This window comes from Aphanizomenon sp. CS-733/32 (genome assembly GCF_028330045.1).
Lineage (GTDB): Bacteria > Cyanobacteriota > Cyanobacteriia > Cyanobacteriales > Nostocaceae > Dolichospermum > Dolichospermum gracile.
In genome coordinates this window covers 1-25,415 of sequence record NZ_JAQMSE010000064.1, presented here as the reverse complement: position 1 = coordinate 25,415, position 25,415 = coordinate 1, and the positions used below count along the sequence as shown (strand labels likewise).

Here is a 25,415-nt window from a genome sequence, read left to right as displayed (position 1 = left end):
GGGCAGGGGGCAGGGGGCAGGGGAGAGATTTTCTTCTTTCTTCTTTCTTCTTTCTTCTTTCTCCTGAACTCCTGGATGACAGTGGTGAAGTTGTTAAAAAATCTCTGTCCACTAGAACGCATATTTGTCAATGCGGTTGTATGATGGATAGAGATGAGAATGCAGCTAAAAATATCCTGAGTCGAGGATTGAGTACCGTAGGGCATACGGGAACTTTCATGCTAGACATGAGTAACGCTTTAGGAGATAAGTCCTCTACTCGTGCTGGAGAAATCCTGGACGAGCAAGTCATGTCTTTGATTAAAGAATCCCTGTCTCTTTAGAGCGGGGAGTGTCAAAATTGAATACACTCAATTATAAATATCATGACTGCTGAAAAACAGTTTCAATAAACCTATTTCAAAGTATTTAAACCCATGAATATGCAGGAACAACCCAACAGTGCAGATAAAAAACGCACTGAGAAGACAGAAATCGCTCTTAATCTAGATTCTGAATTGATAGAGCAAATTCAACATCTGACCAATGATCCTAGTAAGGTGATTGAGGTGGCTATCCGTCAATGGTTACGGGGTGATTTTAATAGAGATGATGAGTTAACACGCGCCCCTCTACGGACACCTGTTCCCCCCCGTGGTGAGTGGAATGATTAAAAGGATTTAATATAGTAGGAGTCAGGAGTTAAGAGTCTCTTACCATAAGGCTTTTACTGTAGATTATGTATCTTATTCAAGTGCATACCGCTGTATTAGCTAATGATAAGAAATGTAAAGATTAATGTCTTAAATGCCAGAAAAGTCAAAAATCCACCCTGGAAAAATGTAAAACCTGTAAAAGTTTATGCCAGAATTTAATTAGCTTTAGTATAAGCACGGTAGGAAGCTTTTTGTCTATCCAACTCGATTAATGACTATTAGTGCCAATACCCCATTTCCGAATTTAATTCCTCAAAATCCGGAATCTGTGACTCTCATGAGCGATCGCTCATCAGCAACTCTGGGAGCAGAGTTAATATATACTCAAGATGCCTCTGGACACTATTTGACTTTTTATTGGCAACACAGCGGATACTTAGGGGGTGATCCCCAGAAGATAGTTGATGTCCTCAATGAAAATGATAGCTTTGCGCCAGTAGATAAGGTTGTTTATCTAGAACATTTACACCGGATTTTGAGCAGTTCTGTGCCGGAAAGGGTGAAATGCTGGTTCAAATGCCCAAATATCGAATTATTAGAGTTGGAATTGACAATTACGCCGATTCTGCCGCAGTTTGGTCAGCCAACAACTACAGTGTTGGTGATGGGTAGGTTATTACCATCGAAAATTAATCCTCAAGATGTGAATCAGGTACTTAAACCGCCAACAGCACTTGAGTTAGCTTTACGATTGCAGCGACATCAGAAGTTATTAAACAAAATCACCAGAAATATTCGTCGGACACTGGATTTAGATGTTATTTGGCAACAAACGGTTGATAGCTTGGGAAAAAGACTCAACCTAGAACGCTGTATTATTTGCCCTTATCAACCCGCTAATACCAAGGTTCGGGTAATTGCTGAGTATCATCGGCCAGAGGGAATTTCTATTCTTGACTCAGAAATAGATATATCTTCTGAGCCGGCTTTTGCTCAAGCATTAGCGACTTTAGAGCCTGTGGTGATGGCGGTTTCATTTAATCACCAATCTCCACAGTCTCAATCTCTGGTTGTTGCGACTTGTTACAAAGACAAAGTTAATGGTTTAGCTGCTCTTAGTTTTGTTGATGAATGCCATCCACTAACACAAGCAGAATTAGAATTAGCCAGGGAAGTAGCAGATCAGTTAGGAACAGCGATCGCTCATGCTACTTTATATCAAGAACTAGAAGAATCTCGACAAAAGGCTGAAGAAGTTTCTCGCTTAAAAAGCGAATTTCTGGCTAATGTCTCCCACGAAATTCGGACTCCTCTCAATGGCATGATTGGCTTCTTAAAGCTAATTTTAGAAGGAGTTACAGATGATGCTCAAGAACAACATGAGTTTATTTTGGAAGCTCATGAATTATCTTTGCATCTCTTAAATATCCTCAATGATATTTTGGACTTTGCTAAAATTGAAGCAGGTAAAATGGAATTAGACTGTTCACCAGTCAATCTCAAAGAACTATTTGATGACGTTGAAGGCTTTACCCGTCAGCAAGCGGAGATGAAAAATATTAGTTTCCGCATGGAAATGCCGACAATTTCTGATGCAATTATTGTTCAAGGCAACTATAAGAGATTATTACAAGTCATGCTAAATTTGGTAGGTAATGCTATTAAATTTACCCATGAAGGTGGTATCACTATTAGTGCCGATTTAATACCAAAAAAACACCCTACAACAGTCAAAGTTCGTGTTGTTGACACAGGTATTGGTGTTTCCTTAGATAAGCAAGATAAGCTATTTCAATTATTTTCTCAAATTGATGGTTCTCGGACTCGTCACTATGGTGGTACAGGTTTAGGACTGACAATATCCCAAAAGCTCATAGAAGCAATGGGTGGTGAGGTACATTTTTATAGTCTAGGTGAGGGACTTGGTTCGACGGTGACTTTCACTGTGCCACTGTATCAACAACCATTGATGGTTTAGAACAGGGAACAGGGAATAGGGAATAGGGAATAGGGAATAGGGAATAGGGAATAGGGAATTAATGGTTTTCGATAGAGTTTATTTCTCCTAAGGTTTGCCAGCCGGCGTACCATTGGGAATTATCTTGTAATAATTTAGCATTTAACCAAAATCGCACTTGAGGATCACAAGCTGCTACCATTTCCGCATATACCCATTTACCCTGATTTTTGCGGTTAACAACCTGAAAATGTCGCCAACCATCAACTTTTTTCTGTGCAGTCCATTTAGAACCCAGCAAGTAAGGAAATTTTTGTTTTTTAGTCATTGGTCATTGGTCATTGGTTAAGAACTTTCTTATCTTCCCTGTTCCCTGTTCCCTATTCCCTGTAAAGTTTTATATCAGATATTTTCTAATTTAATAAATATTTACTAATCCAGGAGTGATGGTAACAAAGAGGGAAGCGATCGCTCATAAAATTTCTTTATTGCCAATTTTACTCCTGAATCAGAATACCCGATTAACCTGATCCCCAGATCTCACCTTTATTTTCAACCGACCGTTGACAATGGTTTTCTGGTTGTACACACCGTAAATACCCGCAATATTGTCAACAGTCACAAGAGTAAGCCTATCTTATGGAATCAATAGATTTTTATCTATTTCATTTTTTTGTTTTTTGAAACCATTTTTATAAAAATAAAATATTAAAATTTAATTTTTTAGAATTTTGAGCTTTTTAAGCATAATTAACGGCTTATTAGTTATAAATTAAAATATTCACTCACTTAAGCATCTGATATCAGCACCTTTTAGATTCCAGTCCCCTTTCCTTTCTAGAGAATTTGCACAATAATGGCACTCAAACACCTCACACATCGCCTCATCAATCTAGATACAGGTAAATGTTTGAGCTTAAGAGTTTGTTAAGAAACTATAAGAGAGGTACAACAATGAAACTAGCAGTTTACGGAAAAGGTGGAATCGGCAAATCTACAACCAGTTGTAATATCTCTGTAGCTCTAGCTAAAAGAGGTAAAAAGGTCTTACAAATTGGCTGTGATCCCAAACATGACAGCACCTTCACCCTGACTGGGTTTTTGATTCCCACCATTATTGATACCTTGCAAGAAAAAGATTATCACTACGAAGACGTTTGGCCAGAGGACGTAATCTACAAAGGTTATGGCGGGGTTGATTGCGTTGAAGCAGGTGGTCCACCAGCAGGTGCCGGTTGTGGTGGCTATGTAGTTGGGGAAACAGTCAAATTATTAAAAGAACTTAATGCTTTTGATGAATACGATGTAATTTTATTTGATGTCCTTGGTGACGTTGTTTGTGGTGGCTTTGCAGCACCGTTAAATTATGCAGATTATTGTCTAATTGTTACAGATAATGGCTTTGATGCCCTATTTGCAGCCAACCGGATTGCGGCTTCCGTTCGAGAAAAAGCTCGGACTCACCCCTTGCGTTTAGCGGGATTAATCGGTAATCGTACCTCCAAGCGGGATTTAATTGATAAATATATAGAAGCCGTGCCTATGCCTGTTTTAGAGGTATTACCTTTAATTGAAGATATCCGCGTTTCCCGCGTCAAAGGTAAAACTCTATTTGAAATGGCAGAGTCAGATCCTTCTCTGCGCTACGTTTGCGACTATTACCTGAATATTGCTGATCAAATTCTCGCGCAACCGGAAGGTGTAGTTCCCAACGACGCTCCTGATCGTGAACTTTTTTCTCTATTGTCAGATTTTTATCTCAATCCAGTAAAAGTTAAAGCCACAAATGCTGAAGAGGAATTAGACTTGATGATTGTATAAAGCATTTTACCTCTCAGGATGGACTTATGGCTTTCTTTGATAGTTTTACCGATTCGATCAAACAAAAGTGGCTGCAATTCTTTCAAGCCAATCGTGAATGGATTACGCTCCAAATGACTGTTGAATCAGTTTATACCCCTGATGGCGGCAAGCGTCCGTCTTCTTACCTCATCCTGGGAGTCATCAATGCTCTAGAACCAAAATTAGCCCAGCTAATGTTCCCCTTTGCCAAATTGAATCCAGATGCGGATACCTTAATTGAAGTTCTGGATTTGCATTTTGACCCTGATATTGCCCTTGGTAATCGTCTTGTCCCCACAGTAGAACCAGAAATGTATGCTCGTCCGTCGGCTGTGGTGGCAGATGTACCTGAGCCAGAAGGGGAATCTGTCTCAGTTTCTGGGATCAATCTGAATAATTTGGGAAACCTGGCGCAAACCACTTGGGCTATAGATAGAGATCATGAAGGCTTTGGCAGTATTTCTTTATCCGATGAAGGTGTTTCTCATGACTCAGAAGCATCATCCAGTTTGGAAGCAATGGGTGATTTCGGTCATACCTCTTTTAATCCGATGTCTTTAAGTGATGAGGATGCCTTTGGAGAGATACCGGAAAATGCTTTTAGTGGACTGAATCTATCTGATGATAATTCTTTGGATGAACTGAATACATCTGAAGAAAATGGATTTGATGATGTAGTTTCGGATATCTGGGGTGATGAAACTCCGCTGCATAATGGTGACGACAATTTGGAAGAACTGCCATCTGAAGTTTTTAATGAATCAGAAATGGCTCGTCTCTTCCCTAACAATTAATCGTTGAAAGCAGAATTTAGGTGACAGGTGACAGGTGACAGGTGACAGGGAAGAAAGTAGGGGGAAATGAATAACCCAATCATCAATCACCAATCACCAATCACCAACCATCTACTTTCCAAGTTAAAAAAAATTAAAGGGAGAATATTAATATGACTGTTGCTCAACAGCCTGAAGCTTTAAATTTTGAATGTGAAACTGGCAATTATCACACCTTTTGCCCGATTAGTTGTGTCTCTTGGTTATATCAGAAAATTGAAGATAGTTTCTTTTTAGTTATTGGCACGAAAACCTGCGGTTACTTCCTCCAAAATGCGATGGGGGTGATGATTTTTGCTGAACCTCGCTATGCTATGGCTGAGTTGGAAGAGGGGGATATTTCGGCACAGTTGAATGATTATGAAGAATTAAAACGTTTGTGTGAGCAAATTAAACGCGATCGCAATCCTAGTGTAATTGTCTGGATTGGTACTTGCACCACCGAAATTATTAAAACCGATTTGGAAGGTTTAGCACCTAAGTTAGAAGCTGATTTAGGTATTCCCATTGTGGTCGCCCGTGCCAACGGACTCGACTACGCATTTACCCAAGGAGAGGACACTGTGTTAGCCGCTATGGCTCATCGTTGTCCTGAAAAGTCTCCCGTATCGGAAACTGAAAAAGGCGAGCGTAACGCCATTCAGAAACTGATGAACTTCGGTAAGAAAAAAGAAGACATCGCTCAAGATGAATCTGAGTACGTAAATCATCCGCCTTTGGTACTTTTTGGCTCTTTACCTGACCCAGTAGTTACCCAATTAACCTTGGAACTGAAAAAACAAGGTATCAAAGTTTCTGGGTGGCTACCTGCCAAACGGTTTACAGAATTACCTGTAATTGAAGAAGGGTATTATGTCGCTGGTGTCAATCCTTTCCTCAGCCGCACGGCTACAACCTTAATGCGTCGTCGCAAGTGTAAACTAATTGGCGCACCATTCCCCATTGGTCCCGACGGTACTCGCGCATGGGTAGAAAAAATCTGTTCTGTGTTGGGAATTACTCCCCAGGGTTTAGATGAAAGAGAAGCACAAATTTGGGAAAATTTAGAAGAATATGTGCAATTAATTCGCGGTAAATCTGTGTTTTTCATGGGCGATAATTTATTAGAAATTTCCCTAGCGCGGTTCTTGGTGCGTTGTGGTATGACTGTTCAAGAAATCGGCATTCCTTACATGGATAAACGCTATCAAGCTGCTGAATTAGCTTTGTTAGAAAAAACTTGTCAGGAAATGGGTTCACCTTTACCAACAATTGTCGAAAAGCCCGATAATTACAATCAAGTTCAACGAATTTATGATTTAAAACCTGATTTGGTAATTACTGGTATGGCTCATGCTAATCCATTGGAAGCACGAGGTATTAATACTAAGTGGTCTGTGGAGTTTACTTTTGCTCAAATTCACGGTTTTGGTAATGCGCGTGATGTTTTGGAGTTGGTAACTCGTCCTTTAAGAAGGAATAATAATTTGAAGGATTTGGGTTGGGATAAGTTGGTGAGAGAGGAAGCGCAGGTTTAGAAACCAGATCCCCGACTTCTGAAAATTGATGATAATTTATTGATTGTTTTAAATAAGAAGTCGGGGATCTTTGACAATCTGAAGTTTTACGTTTTCTTCGGCAATTTTGGGACGGATCTGTTGGAGTTCGTCCTTTTTTTTGTTTTTATTGAACCACGAAGACACGTTCGCGTAGCGGATAGAACACGAAGAAAGAGAAGAGGAGTGTTATAATTGTGGTAAGTTGTTTTTTAAGTGCAATGGTTAGGGGTTGATTATGAATAAAACTATATCTTTTCAAGAGGTAATTGAATATGTGGAAAATCTTTCTCAAGAAGATCAGGATTTTTTAGTAGAATTAATTAAGAAAAGGAAGATTGAAAAACGTCGTTTAGAAATCGCTAAGAATGCAGAGCAAACTTTAGCCGCTTTGTCAGCAGGTACAGCTAAAAAAGGTACTGTGGCAGATTTATTAGCTGATATCATGGAAGAAGAATGAAAACATTAGTTTGGGATAGTAGTTTTAAAAGAGCCTTGAAGCGAATTATTAGGAAAAATCCCCAATTGCAGGAGAGAATTTCTGAAGTATTAGAATTACTAGCATCTGATTATCTCAATCCTGTTTTAAAGTCTCATAAATTAAGTGGTCAGTTAGATGGTTTATGGGCTTGTTCTGTAGCGTATGATTGTCGAATTATCTATACATTAAAACAAGATTCAGATACACAGGAGGAAATGATTGTGGTAATTGATATCGGTAGTCATGATGAGGTTTATTAAAAGTATTCGTAGTATCTGTAGTATCTGTAGGGTGCGTTAGCAAAGCCGTAACGCACCATTAATCAAGTTTACGGTGTTTTTTTCAGGCTATTTAACTTCATGAAATAATTACAATACATTAGTTTTAAAATTATGACTTTAATCAGCAAGTTCAATTATCAACCCAAAAAGAAAGCTAATTTAATCGCACCAATAAATATTAAGCCATCAGATATATCAATAGTTATACCTGTAAGGGATGATCAAAAAGGAATTGATTTATTTTTGTATAATTTTTTTAAGTACCACGATTTAGAACTTTATCCTAGAGAGATTATTATTATTGATAATCTCTCGAAAAAGGGAATTACTATCAATAAACAATTTCAGGCTAAGGGTATTGAAATTATTTTATTGAAATGCTCAAAAATGGGACCTGCGTCCGCAAGAAATTTAGGTATTCAACATTCCAAAGGTGATTGGGTTCTATTTACAGATAGCGACTGTATCCCTTCAGAATCATGGATTTTAGGATATATTAATTCAATGAATGGCTGTATTGGATATGCAGGCAATGTTAAATCATGGGGAAATGATTTTTTATCAAAATATTATGAAACACAAGAAATTTTAGTGCCTTTAAAAGTAATTCAACAGCAAGGATATACAAGACCAGAGTATTTAATTACTGCTAATTCAATGGTTTGGAAAGCAGCTATTGAAAAAATAGGCTACTTTAATGAAAATATTAATATTGCTGCTGGGGAAGATATAGATTTAGGATGGAGATTGTTAGAAATTGGCAATCTTGATTATGCGTTTAATTCTGTTATTTATCATAATTTTGATGATGGTGTTATTGGCTTTTGTCGAAGATTTATTAGATATGGAAAAGGTAATAAAATTATCAGCAAAATGTATGAAGTTGACTTAAAACCTAAAGTTTTTCAACCTAATAAATTGAGTTTTATAAATCAATTTTTGTCTAAATTACAGTATATTTGTATGTTATGGGGATACATAAGCTAAATGCAAAACTTGAGGATGTTTTAAAAGTCAGATGTAGGTTGGGTTGAGAAAACCCAACAATCAATTATATATCTGTGTTGGGTTTGTCGCTTAACCCAACCTACAATTTTGCAAAAGATATAACAAAGAGCGATCGCTGTTTTAGGGATGTGTGGGGTGCGATAGCCAAGCGCGGTGGAAAATCGGATTGAGGGGATAGAATAGGATTAGATGGTCAGGTAAAATACCTGCCTAAATCATTCAATCTGATGATTTAAATAAACTGTATAATTACGGAGATCTAACCAAATTATGTATAATCAAATCAGTCTTTGGGATTATCTACCAGATACTAATAACCTGGTATTAGAAAATCAGGTTAACAAAAAAACTATTATTTCTACTGATGGAGAAGTAATATTATATCCGAATTTTTTTAGCACCAAAGAAAGTAATCAGCTTTTTTCAGATTTATATTCTAGTATTAACTGGAAACAAGAAATAATCCAATTCTTTGGTAAGCAAATGCCTATACCAAGATTGACAGCATGGTATGGAGATAAAGGAAAATCGTATACTTATTCTGGCATAGAACAACATCCAGAACATTGGAATCCTACATTGAAATTAATTAAATCTAAAATTGAGCAAATTGCACAAGTTAGTTTTAATAGTGTTCTTATTAATTTATATCGTGATGGTAAAGATAGTGTTTCCTGGCATAGTGATGATGAACCCGAATTAGGGAAAAATCCCATAATTGCTTCAGTTAGTTTTGGTGCAACTCGTCGTTTTTCTTTACGACATAAGCATTCAAAAAATCACAAAATTGATATTGATTTAGCTAGTGGTAGTTTTCTGCTAATGCAAGGTGAAACTCAGCATTTTTGGCAACACCAAATTGCTAAAACAGCTAAAGAAATTCAGCCACGAATCAATTTAACATTTAGAATTATTCACTAATTTAACTCAGGGTGTATCAATTTGATAGAAAAACTATACGAGTATATTTTAGAAGGATTAAAAACCTCACCAGATTTTTATAATCCCAATTTTCATCAGATATTGGGGTATGAAAGTCGAAAATTCCATCTCTCAAACTCTTACTCTCTGCGCCTGGAGCGTCTCTGCGTGTTCGCGCAGCGTGCCGTAGGAATCGCTGTTTGGGATGTGGGAGCGCGATCGCTATTGTATAGTAGAATGGGGAATGGAGAAGAGTTTTTACTAATTACCAAATTATTTGCTAATATTTTTCAGAACATCATATTGAAATTAAGGTGACTTTGTACCACTATGTTAACATCCGCAATTGATACTAAAGATGTAAATGCTATGCAGGCGGTACGGGAAGGGGTGGTAGTGTGCGATGCCTTCTGCGAGGATAGCGATCGCTCTCCTTGGGGACTCATCCGTATTTCTGGCGATGATCGGCTTCGCTTTTTACACAATCAAAGCACTAATGATTTGCAATCTCGTAAACCCGGTCAGGGCTGCGATACTGTGATGGTGACATCTACAGCCCGGACGATAGATTTAGTCACTGCTTATATATTAAATGATGCTGTTTTATTATTGGTTTCCCCTAACCGTCGTCAGGAACTTATGAAATGGCTAGATCGCTATATTTTCCCAGCGGATCAAGTTAAATTAACTGATGTGACAGCAGAAACAGCGATATTAAGCCTCATTGGACCCCAAAGTCATGGTGTTGTTGAAAAATTGGGCGCTGGTGATTTAATTGGTCAACCAAATGGTAATCACATTTTGGTGGGTGGGGTAATAGTTGCAGTGGGTAGCGGCTTGGCTGCACCTGGATATACACTGATTTTACCCCGCGCTGAAAAACAAACATGGTGGGAGAAGATACGGTCATTGGGGGCTGGGGAATTGAGCGATCGCGCTTGGGAAATGTTACGAATATTACAAGGTCGTCCCGCTCCTGACTCGGAACTCACGGATGATTATAACCCCCTGGAAGTTGGCTTATGGCATACAGTTTCCTTTAATAAAGGTTGTTATATCGGTCAAGAAACCATTGCCAGACTTAATACATACAAAGGTGTAAAACAATACCTTTGGGGAATTCGTCTCAGTGCTGCGGCTGCATCAGGAACAGTAATCACCATTGGCGAAGAAAAAGTAGGTAAACTTACTAGCTATACAACCACTCCTGATGGTCATTTTGGACTAGGTTACATCAGGAGTAAAGCTGGTGGAGTTGGCTTAAAAGTGCAAGTTGGAGAAGCAGCAGGAGAAATAATTGCTATTCCCTTTGTCTCCCACGAATATCCATCAAGTAATGTCTAAATTGTCCATTACCCATTTCCTCTACCCGGACATAATTCATCTATCCAAGACGGCAAAATATTACCATGAGTAGGTAAAATCCGGGTAATGTTTGGGGTGGGGACTCCCGTAGTTATCAATTGTTTATCTATTTGTTCCCTTCCCAATCCTACAGGTAGCTTAACTGAAGAATGATGATGAATCGGTGTAGCAACTGCAACCACAGAAATACCTGTGGTCATTTTCAATAACACCTGTTTGTGTTCTTTGGGTACAGGTGCATCTGTCAAGGCTATATGAGCTGGAGAGGTGCTAACAATCTGATTTTTGTCCGTAGAATGCTGGGATTTTAATAAGTTTAATTCCTGTTCAGGATTGAAGTGCAAACATAAGGCCGAAATTATTTTATCAGGATCATTGTTTAAATCCAAAATGAAAGGGAGAATTTTTTTCAACTCTGGTTCTAAGGTAGATAAAGTCGCTAAAATGTAACCTGAAGAAGGCCGGCGAATACCATAATAATCTTTCCAGATTCGCATTTTCACTAGCCAAGAACGATTTTGTTCGTAATAAATCAGCCACTTGTTTTTTAATGATTGACGTAAATGCTGAATATCCATTCATTCCCTCACTTCTTACTGTACCAAATTACAGCATTTATATATTTTCAGTGATCTTTATCCCTGGGGATGAAACCGATAATAAAGCATTTTTTTCACTCTTTTACCACCTAATAAATGTTGTTCCACTAATCTGGGTACTTCTTGGGGTAAAACCCGACAATACCAAACCATTTCGGGTAAAACTAGTACCATTGGACCATTCCCACATTGACCTAAACAGCCACTAGATGTAACTGTCACATTAAGTATAGGTAAAGCGTGTAAAGCCGCTAAAACTTCCCTTGCACCTTGTTTTCTACAAGTACGATGTTGACATACTTTTACACAAATAGGAAGAGGTTGTTCCTGTATTTGGATATTTGATATTAATTCATTCATTTTTATCAACTATATCCTCTTTTTTCCATGATGGATTTACCTCTTAATTACGAAAATAAGTAACCGTAATAATTCTGATTATATCATTTCGATTAGTAATAGCTGCTAACAAATGTTGAGTATCGCCACTATGGGGTGGCGATCGCTAAAAAATCCTCTCAAAAATCCTAATCGATCATCAATCCTTTACTGGCTAACCATTCCCTATTAAATATCCGTGATTGATAGCGAGATCCACTGTCGCATAAGATAGTCACAATAGTATGTCCTGGACCCAATTGTTTAGCCAAAGCTACCGCCGCACCGACATTAATTCCCGTTGAACCACCCATTAATAAACCATCTTTTCTTAATAGTTGATAAACCACACGCAAGGCTTCAGAATCATCAATTTGGATCGCATCATCAATAGGTGCGCCTTCCATATTAGCAGTAATCCGACTATTACCAATACCTTCAGTAATCGAATTACCTTCGATTTTGATTTCCCCAGTTTTGATATAGCTGTATATTCCACTACCCAAAGGATCAGCTACTACGCATTTAACGCTCGGATTTTGTTCTTTGAGATACATTGCTACACCAGCATAAGTACCACCCGTACCAGTGGATGCCACCCAGCCATCTATCTTACCATGAGTTTGTTGCCAAATCTCTCTACCTGTGGTTTCATAATGGGCAACACGATTGGCTAAATTATCAAATTGATTAGCCCAAATGGCGTTTTCCATTTCTGCCGCAATTCTACCAGATAGTTTGACGTAATTATTCGGATCTTTGTAAGGTACAGCAGGAACAGGACGAACTTCCGCACCCAGGGTAGTTAAAGCATCTATTTTTTCTTGGGATTGGGTATTGGGGATAAAAATCAAGCATTTATAACCTTTGACGTTGCAGATATGCGCCAGCCCTATTCCCGTATTTCCCGCTGTTCCTTCTACTACTGTACCTCCGGGCTTGAGGAGTCCCTTTTTTTCTGCATCTTCGATAATATACAGCGCAGCCCGATCTTTTACAGAACCACCAGGGTTCAGAAACTCGGCTTTAGCCAAGATTTCACAACCTGTTTCTTCGCTAAAACTGTTTAAACGAATTAATGGGGTGTTACCAATTGTACCAACAAATCCATTTTTGATATCCATTTTGTATCTACCTGAGTTTTTCCCGATCTACTTGTAGCAGCGCTAGTTCCCTCCGGGACGCTTCGCGAACGCTATCAAATTTTGTTTTTGTTTCGCGCAGATTCGCTAAGGAGCAAAGACGCAAAGGAAGAAATACATTAAAATTGTTATAATCTCAATTTTAGTGTGATCTTCTTACAGACAATTTCCGAAAAGCAAGTACAAAAGATTGAATCTAAATTCAATTCAGCAATCTTAATATTGCTCGGTTTATTTCTGTATGTCAGTTATCATACAATATATTAAATGATGTCATAAATGAGGTAGACATTAATGGAAGTTAAACACCCTCTAAAACATTGGTAAAAAAATGGCATCCTGATTTATTTGTGAATAAACCACAAATGCAAAAACAATTGCAAGAGAAAATGAGGTTAGTTAATCAAGGGTACAATATTTTAAATGATCATCATAGTTAAAACGGATCTTAATTCAGGAGTAGAGAATATTCAACATTCTCTTACCAGGGATAGTAATCCGAAATCACATTTAGAGATATTATTTGCTTGTGCTTGAAAAATTTAACAAGCCATGCACCATCCTTTATTGCTGATTTTCGTTAAAATCACGATTTTTTCTTTGATGTTAGCCATAGGATGCAATCTTTGTTTTGAAGAAATGCTTTCTCTGTGGCGAAAACCTGCTTTACTATTCCGGGCGCTTTTAGCCGTTGTGGTGCTGGTTCCTTTAGTGGTTATTGTCCTGCTAAAACTGTTTAACTTACCCCCCGAAGTAATCACAGGATTAGCCTTGTTAGCGGCTTCTCCAGGTGCGCCTCTGACCACAAAGCGATCGCAAATGGCTGGATGTTGGTATTCCCACTATCGTTAGAGCGTTTTCCAATATTGGTAATACGTTATGCCAATAAGGTTTGATCAATTCAAGTCAAAAGTCAAAACGAAGACAGTATAGGCTTTTTAACGATTTAGAATGGTTGGTTTATTTACGCCGTGTTGTACTAGTTTTGGTTCTCAATCCCAAGCTGGTAGTATCTTTGTGTCCAGAATGTTAACTGTTGTTACTACCCTCCGTTCTCAACATCGGAATGTTTTGGAGTTCATGACTTCAGCTATCAGTGCTGCGCGTGGGAGTCAACCTTCTCCTTCTCTACTTCCACAAGTTCCAGCACCTAAGTAAGTTATAAATACTGCTGTGTTTTGCGTAGTTATTCATTTGTACTCCAGATGGATTAGCAAGTGATTTTCATAGCTGTAATTACTTCACACATTCTATTTCACGGTATTTGAGTCACCAATTACCCCTGTGAACCGCTACCATCACTAGTACACTGCGGCGTAAGTGAAGCAACCATTCTAAATCGTTACAAAGCCTATACTGTCTTAGTTTTGACTTTTGACTTCCGCTCTGCGGTACTAGGTATATTTTTCGTATTTTAGAAGATAAATATAGAAATATCCACTCTTTTTTTGGACAAAAATTCCTTAAAAATAGGATTGGAGGGATTGAATCAGATGATTAAGCAAAGTAGTCTTAGCAGTATTGATAAAAAAATGATCACCATCTATCATTCTTAATGAAAAAGGGGCGACAGTTTGTTTTTCCCATGCAGCAATGGCAGTAGAACTAACTCTTGGGTCTTGTAACCCACCAAAAGCAGTAATAGGACAATCTAAGGGAGGTTGGGGAGTATAAATATAGGATTCTAAAACTGTAAAATCAGCGCGGATAATCGGCAGAAATATCTGCATCAAGTCGGCATTTTCTAGCACTTCTTGGGGAGTTCCATTCAATTGAGATATTTTGACCAAAAAATCGGTATCTGGTAATTGAGAAATTGGCGGTTTTTCCGCAGATAATTGTGGGGCTTGATGAGCAGCAACAAAAAGATGTAAAGGGTGAAAATTATATTTAGAACGCAGTAGCCTAATTAGCTCAAAACTAATTAATGAACCTATACTGTAACCCATAAAAGCATAGGGTTTATCTAGATAGGGGATGATATTAGTGGCTATTGCTTGAACTAAAGGTTGAATTTTTGTATATGGAGGTGATTTGATTTGTTTACCTCTTCCGGGAATTTCTATGGGGCATAATTCAATAGTTGCTGGTAAATCATCAGCCCATGTCCGAAAAATCGTAGCACTACCACCGGCATAAGCAAAGCAAAATAGGCGTATTTTGGCGTGGGGATTGGGTTGAGGGCAAGTTATCCAATTTGTGAAGGTAGTTTTAGTGGTCATAATGGGGTTTTTATGGGGTTAATTGACTTCTCTTAATTTTCAAATACACCAGTCTCAACAATAGCTTTGCATAATTTATCAATTACGGGAACTGACACACTATTTCCAATTAGTTTCATCCATCTTGGTCTTGACTCTGGTAATTTAAAATCTTGAGGAAATCCCTGTATTAAACAAGCCTCGCTTTTAGTAATTTTTCTAAATTCTCTTGATTCGTAAACTTCTTTGATGAATTTGTTTTTAAAATCATGATGATTTAGTGCTTCAATTGTCTTTAAAGTTATAAAATCATTTGTGTCACTGGCAACTAGAGTTGGAAAAATATCAGAACTTGGTAAAAATATCCGACTGACACCAAATAATCCTGTGCTTATTTTAGTGTTTTTAAAATCATAGCGAATTTCAGCACACTCAATAATATTTTTTTCTTGAAGAGACTCAATTGTTTTTTTAATTGACATCTTTTCTAATTTAAACACTCTTTGAATTTTCAACCTATCAACAATTATTTCTGCATTATTTGTGAATGAAAGTAAAATTTGTTCATCTTTTGTCAAATCTTTAATATTATACTTTTTGATAATAAAACGATATTGTTCAGATTTTAAGATTTCTAATTGCACCAGTTCATCAATTTCTGTTTGTTTAATTGACGAATCTAGTCCTTGAAAATGTTCTAATGATAATGGATTTCCGTCTAATTCTCCATAATTGCTTTTTCGTCTATTTTTAAGTAATAACAAACAAATATCTTTCTGTCGTTGAGTAGTTTCAATAATGTCCCATGAATGTATTGTTGTATGACCATTTCTCAAGTCGTTAAATAAAAAGTAATCGTTGAATCCATTGGTACTTGAAAGACTCATCCTTTTAGATTCAACAATATTGCCAAATATGTCTTTCTCAACAATCTGATTATCTATTTGTTGTTGTGGTAGAATACCTAATATATCGCCAAGTTTTAGTTTTTTATCTGTTGATTTTGGTAAACTGAATTTTTGTAAATACTCTTTTTTCTTAAATCCAATTATGTATAGGCGAATCCTATTTTGTGGCACGCCATAATCAAATGAGTTAATCACAAAATAGTTGGCATGATATCCGGCTTGTTCAATTCTCTGTAAAACATAAGATAAAGCTTTTTTATTACGGGGGTCAACCAACCCTTTGACATTCTCAAAAATAAATGCTTTTGGCTTGGATTGTTGAAGTAAATAAATTGTATCGTTCCATAACTGACCTCTATCATCATCAAAACCTAGATTTTTACCTGCAATTGACCAACTTTGACAAGGAACTCCAGCCGTTAACAAATCATGAGGTGGTAATTCTTTAATTTTGGTAATATCTCCTAAGTTAGAACTAGGATCAATTTGAAAGTTCTCGCAATATGTATTGATTGCGTCTTTATTTATTTCACTAAAACCTAGACACTGACCACCATTATTGCTTAATGCCATTTTAAATCCGCCAATTCCAGCAAAAAGGTCAATAAAAGTAAATTGTATATTCTGCATTTTACATCTCTTATTTAAGTCAATTATTTTAAACCCCCTTCTTCAAAATCTTGAGGAGGTTCAATTCCTAAAAATCCTCGTCTTTGTAATTTTTACCTAATACTTGAATTTCTTTAGTTAATGGTTTGATGATGGATTTGTAAATCTCTGTCTAGTGACCAGATAAATACTTCACTCATGGGGAAGCGTGTACACAGTTTATTAAATTCCTCAATAATGCTGAGATCACCAAAACTTGTTCCTTCTTGTTTGTCAGGAGCTTTATTTTTGCCTGCTAGATCCGGAAATTGGTCAATCCAAACTAATATCTCTGTTGTATCTGGAAATGCTGTAGTCCGCCAAGGTGCTTTTCCTGTGAATGCAGCCTTTACTTGTTCAACAAAATGGATAGCTGTTTTCCTTCGTATTGTACCGTCACCATTCTGGGCAATGTGGTTGCCTGTTTCCAGTATCGTTGCCATAGGTAACAGAAAAGTACAGCCTAACTCAATATACTCCTTAAAATTTTGCATCACTGATTCCCTATCCTCATTACAGCGGGGAACATTAAGTATATTGAGGAATACGCTGGTATCTATTAGGCAAATACTACTCATGACTGTACTCCTGCAAGCGAGACAACCAGGCCAGGGCTTGCTGTTTTCTGTCTTCTGGTGTGTGTGGTGACTTGACAAACCTATCTACTATTCCCGCAGTTACTAGGTGTCCCAGTGGTCCTTGAGATATTAAACTCGGAAAATCATCCATATCCCTAAGTCTAACAAGGCGGCTATTCCCTTGATTCCCTTCCTCTGGATCTCGAAAACAAAAAACTACATCATTTAAAGCAGCATCAGGTAAGGCATCCATTAAAGCTGGGTTATGGGTAGAAAGCAACACTCGCAATTTACGCTGTTCAGCAATATCTCTGATGCTGGCCAGTAGATGTTTAGCACGGTTGGGATGAACGCCGTTGTCAATTTCCTCAATGACTACTAAACTTCCTTCGGTAGCCGATAGCATAATTGCTGCGATCGCTAACACTCGTAATGTACCATCTGATAATAATGCAGCATCACAATAGCGAGGTTGATCACCAAAAGTTTCTCTTAGTTGCACCATAACTTCATCCCTGGGACCAGTCAGGAAATTTAGTCCATCTATAGCCTGTTCTGGTAAACTCTGGATGAAATTGAGAATTATCTGTTGATTTTCAGGCTGGTTTTCCCATAAACAATATAAAACGCTAGAAAGATTTTTACCATCTTCATATAATCTTTTATCAGACTTAAAGCTATATTCACGCATCCTGTCAGGAACAGGATCTAAAAATAAGATATTATTCAAAACTCGTTGATATTCGCCGGCAATCTCAGGAATTATCTTTTGGGACTTTTCATATTTGATATCAAACCGCGCAGGGCTATCTAATTGCACGAATATGGCCATTTGATCACTACAAGTTATTCTTGGCTTGTTTTGACCCCTTGTAAAGTTGTTATAAGCCACACTAACATCAGTATTTATTCCCTGGGAAGGTTGATCTAATTCATACAAGGGAACTGTATTGATTGAGTCAGTAATTCGTTCACTACTGATGTGTAGTTCTCCATCACGCACGTTCAGAGTTATATTTAATTCATTCCATTCAGGTAAATCTAATCGGCAACCGATGGTAAAACTTGACTGCCCATGATAGCATAAATCATTTACTCTACCACGCACCACTGCCTCGGCACTATTCACAGCATATTGAATACTAGAAAGTTTTTGCCCTTGTGCAAGCCATGACAAAAAGCGCAAACCTTCCAAAGCGTTACTTTTACCTGCGGCGTTTGCACCTATTAAAACAGTCAAAGACCCCAAAGGTAAGTGGCCTGTGCTGTAACTTTTAAAATTAGCGAAGGTAAATTCGATTAGCATGAGACAACAACCTATTATTCACAGAATAAATCCTATATGCAAACAATTGATCAAAAGTCAACTAAAAAAGCATGGTCTAGAGCCATATCTCAACCAGCAACAGAATTTCCTGCCACTCAATTACCTATTCTCGCAGGTACAATCCCCCCTGGTTTACGGGGTACACTGTACCGGAATGGACCAGCACGACTAGAACGAAATGGTATCCGGGTGGGACATTGGTTTGATGGAGATGGGGCAATTCTCGCGGTTAATTTTACCAATGCAGAAACATTTGCAGTTTATCGCTATGTGCAAACCACAGGTTATCAAGAAGAAACGGTTGCGGGTAAATTGCTTTATGGTAATTATGGCATGACTGCACCAGGAATTATCTGGAATCAATGGATAAAACCTGTAAAAAATGCGGCGAATACTTCCGTTTTAGCATTACCTAATAAACTTTTGGCATTGTGGGAAGGTGGTAAACCTTATGCTTTAGATTTGCAAACTTTAGAAACTTGTGGTGAAGATGATTTAGGCAGTTTAACCAAGGAATTAAGTTATTCTGCCCATTATAAGCGGGATGCAAATACAGGGGAAATTTTTAATTTTGGTGTGACTCCTGGATTAAACGCCACACTTAATGTTTATAAAAGTGACTCTAGGGGCAAAATTATCCGCACAGGAACATATCAATTAGAAGGAGTACCATTAATACATGATTTTGTTTTAGCAGGACAGTATCTAATCTTTTTTATTTCCCCAGTGAGGTTAAATCTTTGGCCTGTTTTAGTCGGAACAAGTAATTATAGTGATTCTCTAGAATGGCATCCTGAATTGGGAACTCAGATGATAGTTTTTGACAGAGAAAGTTTATCTTTAGTCAGTCAGGGAGAGACCGAACCTTGGTTTCAGTGGCATTTTGCTAATGGTTATGTAGATAATAGTGGTGCGGTAATTGTAGATATTGCCCGTTATGAAGATTTTCAAACTAATCAATATTTACGGGAAGTAGCTACAGGGGAAACTCATACAATTGCCAATAGTACATTTTCACAAGTTCAACTTAATCCTCTAACTGGAAAAGTAATTAAAATTGAACAACTTTCAAATCAACATTGTGAGTTTCCTAGTGTTCCTCCACAAAATACAGGTCAATTTTCTCGTTATACCTATATGTCAGGATTCCAACCAGGGACAAATGTTGGACAGGAACTTTTAAATAGTATTGCTGGTTTTGATCACCAAACTGGAACTTTAACGCAAACAAATATAGGAGAAAATTGCTATCCCTCCGAACCTATCTATGTACAAAATCAGCAAAACTCTGAGCAGGGTTGGCTACTAACTGTGGTTTATGATGGGAATACTCATAGTAGCGAAGTTTGGGTATTTGCCAGTGATAGATTAAATGAAGAACCTCTTTGTAAACTGGGATTACCCAGCGTTATTCCCCACAGTTTCCACGGGACATGGAAACCTGCTTAAAAAAGGCCCATAATCAACCTAGGGATGGGGAAGTCCCACCCTTATACTGTCCTCCTAGCTAACCTTCTCCACTCCCGCTAAATCCAAAATCGGTGCAATCAAATCTTCCCGTTTCACCGCCATAATATGCACACCCTGACACAATCCCCGCGCAGTTTGTACTTGTTCGGCGGCAATTTTCATGCCTTCTTCGAGGGGATGTTTCGCTTTTGCCAATCTCTGAATAATTTGTTCAGGAATATTTACACCGGGAACAGCTTTATTAATAAACTGGGCATTTTTTGCTGATTTCAAGAGAAAAATTCCTGCCAAAATTGGTTTATTGTAACCACAGGCAATTTTATTCATGAACTTTTCTAATATTTCAAAATCAGTAATTAATTGACTTTGAAAAAATTGCGCCCCGGCTGCTATTTTCTTTTCAAACCGACTTTGCAAACCTGACCAACTCTTCGATTGAGGATCTACTGCTGCACCCGCAAATAAGTCTAATGCACCATCAGTGAGGGGTTTTTCATTAAAATCAAAACCCTGATTCATGTTTCTAATTAACTGCAATAATCGTACAGCTTCCAAATCAAAAACGGCTTTTGCTTGAGGATGATCACCCGCTTTTACAGGGTCGCCAGTTAAAGCTAAGATGTTGCGGATACCCAAAGCATGAGCGCCCATTAAATCTGCTTGTAATCCAATTCTATTGCGATCGCGGCAAGCAAATTGACAAATCGGCTCAATGCCATTTTGCAATAAAATCACCGAGGCTACCAAGGAAGACATCCGCATGACGGCACGGCTACCATCAGTAATATTGACAGCATGAACCCTTCCCTTAAGAGTCGCTGCCATTTCGATGGTATGGGTAGGATCTCCGCCCTTGGGAGGTGCAACTTCGGCGGTAATTAAAAAGTCACCCTTTTGGGCGGCTGTGCGGAAGTTGTTAAAAGCACTAAAACTATGGGTATCCGGCATAATGTGATTTAGTTCGATTTTCTAATAGGGTAAAACAAATTACACCTAAAAGCCTAAACCTTAAAGAGGAACTGTGAAACCCAAAGCAGCTTTCACATCTGCTAGAGTAGAGTTAGCGATCGCTCTGGCTTTCTCCCCACCATCCCGCAACACTGACTCTAAATAACCCTGATCCGCCATTACCTCCTGATATTTATCTTGAATCGGCTTTAAAGCATAAATCGCCGTTTCTGTCAATAAAGGTTTGAACTGTCCCCAACCCATATCTGCACATTCAACCGCTACCTCTTCCTTGGTTTTTCCAGCCAGCAGCGTATACAGGGTCAATAAATTATGGCATTCTGGGCGTTCTGAATCATCAAAGGTTAAACCTCTCACCAAATCAGTTTTACAGCGTTTAATCTTCTTCGTAATCTCCTCTGGTGAGTCTAAAATATTAATCCGACTCAACTCGGAAGGATCTGATTTTGACATTTTTCTTGTCCCATCTGTCAAACTCATCACCCTTGCACCTTCCTTTCTAATCAAAGGATCTGGTAATTTTAATACAGGTGCTTTCTTGGCAAATTGGTGATTAAACCGATTAACAATATCCCGTGTTAGTTCTAAATGTTGCTTTTGGTCTTCACCCACTGGCACTTTATCAGCTTGATAAAGGAGAATATCCGCCGCCATGAGTACGGGATAATCTAACAAACCAACACCGACATTTTCCCCTTGTTTAACGGCTTTTTCCTTAAACTGAATCATATCTTGCAACCAGTTCAGGGGGGTAATGCAATTTAGCAACCAAGTAAGTTCACTGTGTGCGGAAACGTGGGACTGAACAAAGATGTGAGAATGTTGTAAATCAATACCACAAGCTAAATATAAAGCAGCAATCTTGTAAGTATCAGCCGCTAAAGTGGCGGGATTATGCGGTACAGTGATAGCGTGTAAATCTACCACACAAAAGAAATTTTCATACTGGTCTTGAATTTCTACCCAGTTGCGAATCGCACCTAAATAGTTACCTAAGTGTAAGTTACCAGTTGGTTGAACTCCCGACAAGACGCGCTGCTTACCCATAATTATCCGTTAGTTATCTCCTCTTCCCCGCTTTGTAAATGGGGCGGTTACAAGACTTATTTTAGTAGTCATTGGCAGTGATTGGGGATTAGTGATCAGGTTATTAAAAGTATCTTTCGTCTTTTTCCGACTTTTACCAGGAGTTTCTACAATTACCAGGTAAGCGGAAAACTCAGTTATGGAACTAAATAAGTAGGATCAATTTGGAAAAAAACAGCTAAATCTTGAATTTGTTTTTCTGTTAATTGGCGTTTACCATTAAAAATATCTAAAACTATTGATTCACTTTCTAAGATGGAAATTAAATCTTTTGGTTGCAGATTAGATTCTTCTAACAAGGCTTGAAGGAGTGCAATACCTGTTAAGTTAGGTATTATTTCATGTTGTTTTTCATAATCATAAACAAGAGTACCAAGAACCTTAAGATAGTCTCGATCATCTTGTGTAATATTTCCTTGATCCAAAATAGAATTAATTTGATTTTGGGTAGCAATTAATTCATCTTCATTGGTAATTGGTCGGGGAGGAAATGTGGTAATTAGTTTTATATAGTAGTTACTAGGAATTTTTAAACCACTCGTCATTTTTCCAATTCTCCTTATCGTATTCAGCATGAGTGAGTACAGCACGTATAAATAAGAGTTGATACTCATAATCTATATAGGTTATCAAGCGATAAGTAGGTTGGCGTTGAAAATTGTCGTTATGGCAAGGCAAAAGGCAAGAGTGAAGAGGGTTTGGGCGATTTTACGTTTCTTTACACAGTTTGGTTTTATTGTGTTCACCTACTTAATGATTACCTTTGATATTAAAAACAGTGAAGTTACCAACTAAATCTGCTGATGGAAAAATTTGTCTGATATCATTAAACTTTTCCAACTGAGAATCAGATATACGTTGATACCATAGTAAAAGTCCTGATTCCGCTGGGGAGTGCTTTTCCCAAAAGTCCCTAAGTATTTTTTTGCTAATAACACGCATCAAGTTAGGAAAATAATATTATAGCTATTTTCAAGTAAATTTACCACATATTTTGTCTCAGATTTCAGATGCAAGTAAATTTTGTTTACTGAACTGTAATTTATCCCTACTTCATCTATTTCTTTTCTTAAATATAAAACTAAAAGAATCTGTACCTCCAGAGAGATAAAAACCAACTAACCCAGCTTTTATAGTTCAAATTAAATAGGTTTTGATCAAAAACAACTCAGGGAAATACACTTAATGAAAGCTTTATTAATCTGGCCGATAATGCCTAATTCTTTTTGGTCTTATCAGGAAACCATTGATTTAGCTGGGTTACGATCTACGAATCCCCCATTAGGGTTAATCACGGTTGCAGCAATGTTACCAAGTGATTGGGAATTCAGATTGAGCGATCGCAATGTCCGTCTAGAAACAGATGCAGATTGGGAATGGTGCGATCTAGTCATCATCTCTGCAATGATCATTCAACAACAGGATTTTGGTGAATTAATTAGAAAAGGTAAAAAGTTAGGTAAAAAAGTGGCAGTGGGGGGACCATTTGCCACATCTGTACCAGAATTTGTAATCGAAGCCGGCGCAGATTATTTAATTTTAGATGAAGGGGAAATCACAATTCCCATGTTTGTCGAGGCTTTAGAAAAGGGAGAAGAAAAAGGGATTTTTCGCGCTACAGAAAAACCCGATGTCACCACAACCCCCTTACCTCGATTTGATTTATTAGACTTAAATGCTTATATCGCCATGACGGTGCAATTTTCCCGGGGTTGTCCATTCCAATGTGAATTTTGCGATATTATTACCCTTTTTGGTCGCAAACCCCGCACCAAAACCCCAGAACAAATTCTCGCCGAATTAGATGCTTTATATCAAATGGGTTGGTGGCGTTATGTATTCATAGTTGATGATAACTTTATTGGCAATAAACGCAATGCTAAGGTATTTTTAAGAGCATTAATTCCTTGGATGGAAGAACGTAATTATCCTTTTGCATTATTAACAGAAGCTTCTTTAAATTTAGCAGAAGATGACGAATTACTAGAACTAATGGTAAAAGCTGGTTTTGTGCAGGTGTTTATGGGAATTGAAACTCCTGATGTAGATAGTTTAGTCGGAATTAACAAACCACAAAATACCCGCAATTCCTTAGTTGAATCTTGTCATAAAATTACTAAAGCCGGATTACAAATTATGTCTGGTTTTATCTTAGGATTTGATGGTGAAAAACCAGGTGCAGGTAAACGGATTCAAGAATTTGTGGAAGCAACTTGTATTCCCCAAGCTCATCTTAACTTATTGCAAGCTTTACCCAATACAGCCATGTGGACTCGCTTGCAAACAGAAGGACGGTTAAGGGATGGTTTAGGTGAATTTGTGGGTTCTCAAAAAGCCTTAATGAATTTTGTTCCTACTCGGCCAATGTCGGAAATTGCTGAGGAATTTATTGATGCTTTTTGGAATTTATATGAACCCATGCCATACCTAAAACGGACTTTTCGCCATTTTATGATGATGGAAGGTTGGCGAGCTAAATATGAAAGAACTTTAACAAAACCAGAGTTTCAATTTTTAATGTCTATTTGTTGGCGACAGGGATTTTTACGTTCTACAAGGTTTGTTTTTTGGTGGCAATTAATAGTAATGGCATGGCGTAAATCTCATCTATTATATGATTATTTAATTGCTTTGGGTACAGGTGAACATTTTTTCAAGTTCCGTCATGAAGTCAAGGCAGAAATAGAATCAGAATTAGCAGAATTTCAGCAATATAAACAAGAACAAGAAGTAAGAAGTTTGCAGTTAGAAACTGTGAGTAAGTAATGGAATAGAATTAATTACATAACCGATTTTTCTATTCCCTATTCTCTTGCCATAACGACAATCTTTAACACCAACCTACTGATCAGATTTTCTCGTTACACTTCCTGTATAATCTCTGTAACTAAAAAAAGTTTGGTTGTTACAGATTTTCTCGTTACACTTCCTGTATAATCTCTGTAACTAAAAAAAGTTTGGTTGTTACTCCGATGTTGGTAGTGGTATAAAGGATGTTTTTATGGCACGAGATCAGGCTGATCAGGAAGCAGCGCAGCGTATTGAGAAGGCACGGCTAGAGGGAGCAAGAGAACTCGATCTCAGTAGTATGGAACTTACTGAGATTCCAGAAGAGATCGCTTCCCTGACTCAGTTACAAGGGCTTGACCTCCGCAACAACCAACTGACAGCCATCCCAGATGCGATCGCTTCCCTGACTCAGTTACAAGAGCTTTACCTCAGCAATAACCAACTGACAGCCATCCCAGATG

At 37.8% G+C, this 25,415-nt stretch carries 26 protein-coding genes and 3 pseudogenes; 16 read left to right on the top strand and 13 right to left on the bottom strand.

The features are described 5' to 3' along the window. From PN471_RS05370 to PN471_RS05360, 3 genes and pseudogenes are all read left to right on the top strand, one after another. Positions 1-323 (top strand): annotated as a pseudogene (locus tag PN471_RS05370) (zinc ribbon domain-containing protein); the annotation flags it as partial. 93 nt (positions 324-416) lie between these two features. Beyond that, positions 417-653 carry a hypothetical protein gene (locus PN471_RS05365; RefSeq protein ID WP_190382555.1) on the top strand — a complete coding sequence of 79 codons (237 nt, stop codon included), beginning with the start codon at positions 417-419 and terminating at the stop codon, positions 651-653. A 253-nt stretch (positions 654-906) separates the two neighbouring features. After that, positions 907-2,613 (top strand): GAF domain-containing hybrid sensor histidine kinase/response regulator, encoded by a 1,707-nt coding sequence (locus PN471_RS05360; RefSeq protein ID WP_271775966.1) that lies wholly within the window; start codon positions 907-909, stop codon positions 2,611-2,613. A gap of 58 nt (positions 2,614-2,671) precedes the next feature. Here PN471_RS05360 and PN471_RS05355 read toward each other — a convergent pair whose 3' ends face one another. Then, entirely contained in the window at positions 2,672-2,920 is a 249-nt protein-coding gene (locus tag PN471_RS05355; RefSeq protein ID WP_271775965.1) for a TIGR02450 family Trp-rich protein, read from the bottom strand. 626 nt (positions 2,921-3,546) lie between these two features. Between PN471_RS05355 and bchL the strand changes: the two genes are divergently transcribed. The 8 genes from bchL (at position 3,547) to ygfZ (ending at position 10,837) form a co-directional block, all read left to right on the top strand. Continuing rightward, on the top strand, positions 3,547-4,413 hold the full coding sequence (gene bchL / locus PN471_RS05350; RefSeq protein ID WP_193898774.1) for a ferredoxin:protochlorophyllide reductase (ATP-dependent) iron-sulfur ATP-binding protein: 867 nt from the start codon (positions 3,547-3,549) through the stop codon (positions 4,411-4,413). A gap of 26 nt (positions 4,414-4,439) precedes the next feature. Continuing rightward, positions 4,440-5,228: a DUF5331 domain-containing protein gene (locus PN471_RS05345; RefSeq protein ID WP_271775964.1), complete on the top strand. Its 789-nt coding sequence runs from the start codon at positions 4,440-4,442 to the stop codon at positions 5,226-5,228. 152 nt (positions 5,229-5,380) lie between these two features. Next, positions 5,381-6,784, top strand: a complete 1,404-nt coding sequence (locus PN471_RS05340; protein ID WP_271775963.1) for a ferredoxin:protochlorophyllide reductase (ATP-dependent) subunit N — start codon at positions 5,381-5,383, stop codon at positions 6,782-6,784. Positions 6,785-7,040: 256 nt separating this feature from the next. Continuing rightward, positions 7,041-7,262: a hypothetical protein gene (locus PN471_RS05335; RefSeq protein WP_028091515.1), complete on the top strand. Its 222-nt coding sequence runs from the start codon at positions 7,041-7,043 to the stop codon at positions 7,260-7,262. Next, complete coding sequence (locus PN471_RS05330) at positions 7,259-7,543, top strand: type II toxin-antitoxin system RelE/ParE family toxin (protein ID WP_028091514.1); 285 nt, start codon at positions 7,259-7,261, stop codon at positions 7,541-7,543. Before PN471_RS05335 ends, PN471_RS05330 begins: the two co-directional genes overlap by 4 nt. 132 nt (positions 7,544-7,675) lie before the next feature. Beyond that, positions 7,676-8,551 carry a glycosyltransferase gene (locus PN471_RS05325; RefSeq protein WP_271775962.1) on the top strand — a complete coding sequence of 292 codons (876 nt, stop codon included), beginning with the start codon at positions 7,676-7,678 and terminating at the stop codon, positions 8,549-8,551. Between the two features lie 291 nt (positions 8,552-8,842). Continuing rightward, on the top strand, positions 8,843-9,493 hold the full coding sequence (locus tag PN471_RS05320; RefSeq protein WP_271775961.1) for an alpha-ketoglutarate-dependent dioxygenase AlkB family protein: 651 nt from the start codon (positions 8,843-8,845) through the stop codon (positions 9,491-9,493). A 330-nt stretch (positions 9,494-9,823) separates the two neighbouring features. Beyond that, positions 9,824-10,837, top strand: coding sequence for a CAF17-like 4Fe-4S cluster assembly/insertion protein YgfZ (ygfZ, locus tag PN471_RS05315; RefSeq protein ID WP_271775960.1), 1,014 nt, complete (start codon positions 9,824-9,826; stop codon positions 10,835-10,837). An 8-nt stretch (positions 10,838-10,845) separates the two neighbouring features. Here the strand turns inward: ygfZ and PN471_RS23305 are convergent, their stop codons facing one another. From PN471_RS23305 to PN471_RS05300, 3 genes are all read right to left on the bottom strand, one after another. After that, positions 10,846-11,436, bottom strand: coding sequence for a DUF5331 domain-containing protein (locus PN471_RS23305; protein ID WP_334311897.1), 591 nt, complete (start codon positions 11,434-11,436; stop codon positions 10,846-10,848). A 57-nt stretch (positions 11,437-11,493) separates the two neighbouring features. Next, positions 11,494-11,817 (bottom strand): (2Fe-2S) ferredoxin domain-containing protein, encoded by a 324-nt coding sequence (locus PN471_RS05305; RefSeq protein WP_193898762.1) that lies wholly within the window; start codon positions 11,815-11,817, stop codon positions 11,494-11,496. Between the two features lie 167 nt (positions 11,818-11,984). After that, the gene (locus tag PN471_RS05300) at positions 11,985-12,959 is read right to left on the bottom strand and encodes a cysteine synthase A (protein ID WP_271775959.1); all 975 of its coding nucleotides are present in this window, start codon (positions 12,957-12,959) and stop codon (positions 11,985-11,987) included. Between the two features lie 570 nt (positions 12,960-13,529). Here PN471_RS05300 and PN471_RS05295 point away from each other — a divergent pair. Further along, complete coding sequence (locus PN471_RS05295) at positions 13,530-13,829, top strand: hypothetical protein (RefSeq protein ID WP_271775958.1); 300 nt, start codon at positions 13,530-13,532, stop codon at positions 13,827-13,829. 129 nt (positions 13,830-13,958) lie between these two features. Continuing rightward, positions 13,959-14,135, top strand: a pseudogene (locus PN471_RS05290) (IS66 family transposase); the annotation flags it as partial. A 305-nt stretch (positions 14,136-14,440) separates the two neighbouring features. Here the strand turns inward: PN471_RS05290 and PN471_RS05285 are convergent. The 4 genes from PN471_RS05285 to PN471_RS05270 form a co-directional block, all read right to left on the bottom strand. Continuing rightward, positions 14,441-15,199, bottom strand: a complete 759-nt coding sequence (locus tag PN471_RS05285; RefSeq protein ID WP_271775957.1) for a thioesterase II family protein — start codon at positions 15,197-15,199, stop codon at positions 14,441-14,443. Positions 15,200-15,231: 32 nt separating this feature from the next. Further along, positions 15,232-16,716, bottom strand: a complete 1,485-nt coding sequence (locus tag PN471_RS05280; RefSeq protein WP_271775956.1) for a DNA cytosine methyltransferase — start codon at positions 16,714-16,716, stop codon at positions 15,232-15,234. 113 nt (positions 16,717-16,829) lie between these two features. Next, positions 16,830-17,177: a hypothetical protein gene (locus PN471_RS05275; RefSeq protein ID WP_271775955.1), complete on the bottom strand. Its 348-nt coding sequence runs from the start codon at positions 17,175-17,177 to the stop codon at positions 16,830-16,832. Between the two features lie 127 nt (positions 17,178-17,304). Then, complete coding sequence (locus PN471_RS05270; RefSeq protein ID WP_271775954.1) at positions 17,305-18,618, bottom strand: AAA family ATPase; 1,314 nt, start codon at positions 18,616-18,618, stop codon at positions 17,305-17,307. Between the two features lie 36 nt (positions 18,619-18,654). Here PN471_RS05270 and PN471_RS05265 point away from each other — a divergent pair, with 36 nt between their 5' ends. Further along, positions 18,655-20,088, top strand: a complete 1,434-nt coding sequence (locus PN471_RS05265) for a carotenoid oxygenase family protein (RefSeq protein WP_271775953.1) — start codon at positions 18,655-18,657, stop codon at positions 20,086-20,088. 54 nt (positions 20,089-20,142) lie between these two features. On the opposite strand, the gene PN471_RS05260 is transcribed toward PN471_RS05265, so the two are convergent. From PN471_RS05260 to PN471_RS05240, 5 genes and pseudogenes are all read right to left on the bottom strand, one after another. Further along, positions 20,143-21,057 (bottom strand): methylenetetrahydrofolate reductase, encoded by a 915-nt coding sequence (locus PN471_RS05260; protein ID WP_271775952.1) that lies wholly within the window; start codon positions 21,055-21,057, stop codon positions 20,143-20,145. Positions 21,058-21,117: 60 nt separating this feature from the next. Further along, positions 21,118-22,125, bottom strand: coding sequence for a tryptophan--tRNA ligase (trpS, locus tag PN471_RS05255; RefSeq protein ID WP_271775951.1), 1,008 nt, complete (start codon positions 22,123-22,125; stop codon positions 21,118-21,120). A gap of 176 nt (positions 22,126-22,301) precedes the next feature. Continuing rightward, positions 22,302-22,709: a helix-turn-helix domain-containing protein gene (locus PN471_RS05250; protein ID WP_271775950.1), complete on the bottom strand. Its 408-nt coding sequence runs from the start codon at positions 22,707-22,709 to the stop codon at positions 22,302-22,304. Next, a pseudogene (locus tag PN471_RS05245) lies at positions 22,684-22,806 on the bottom strand (type II toxin-antitoxin system HigB family toxin); the annotation flags it as partial. The pseudogene PN471_RS05245 and the gene PN471_RS05250, both read right to left, overlap by 26 nt. Positions 22,807-22,914: 108 nt before the next feature. Then, positions 22,915-23,106 carry a type II toxin-antitoxin system HigB family toxin gene (locus tag PN471_RS05240; protein ID WP_271775949.1) on the bottom strand — a complete coding sequence of 64 codons (192 nt, stop codon included), beginning with the start codon at positions 23,104-23,106 and terminating at the stop codon, positions 22,915-22,917. A 243-nt stretch (positions 23,107-23,349) separates the two neighbouring features. On the opposite strand from PN471_RS05240, the gene PN471_RS05235 reads away from it, so the two are divergent. Continuing rightward, positions 23,350-24,930: a B12-binding domain-containing radical SAM protein gene (locus tag PN471_RS05235; RefSeq protein ID WP_271775948.1), complete on the top strand. Its 1,581-nt coding sequence runs from the start codon at positions 23,350-23,352 to the stop codon at positions 24,928-24,930. A 235-nt stretch (positions 24,931-25,165) separates the two neighbouring features. Beyond that, positions 25,166-25,415: leucine-rich repeat domain-containing protein (locus PN471_RS05230; protein ID WP_271775947.1), on the top strand; the 250-nt coding region annotated here is incomplete at its 3' end.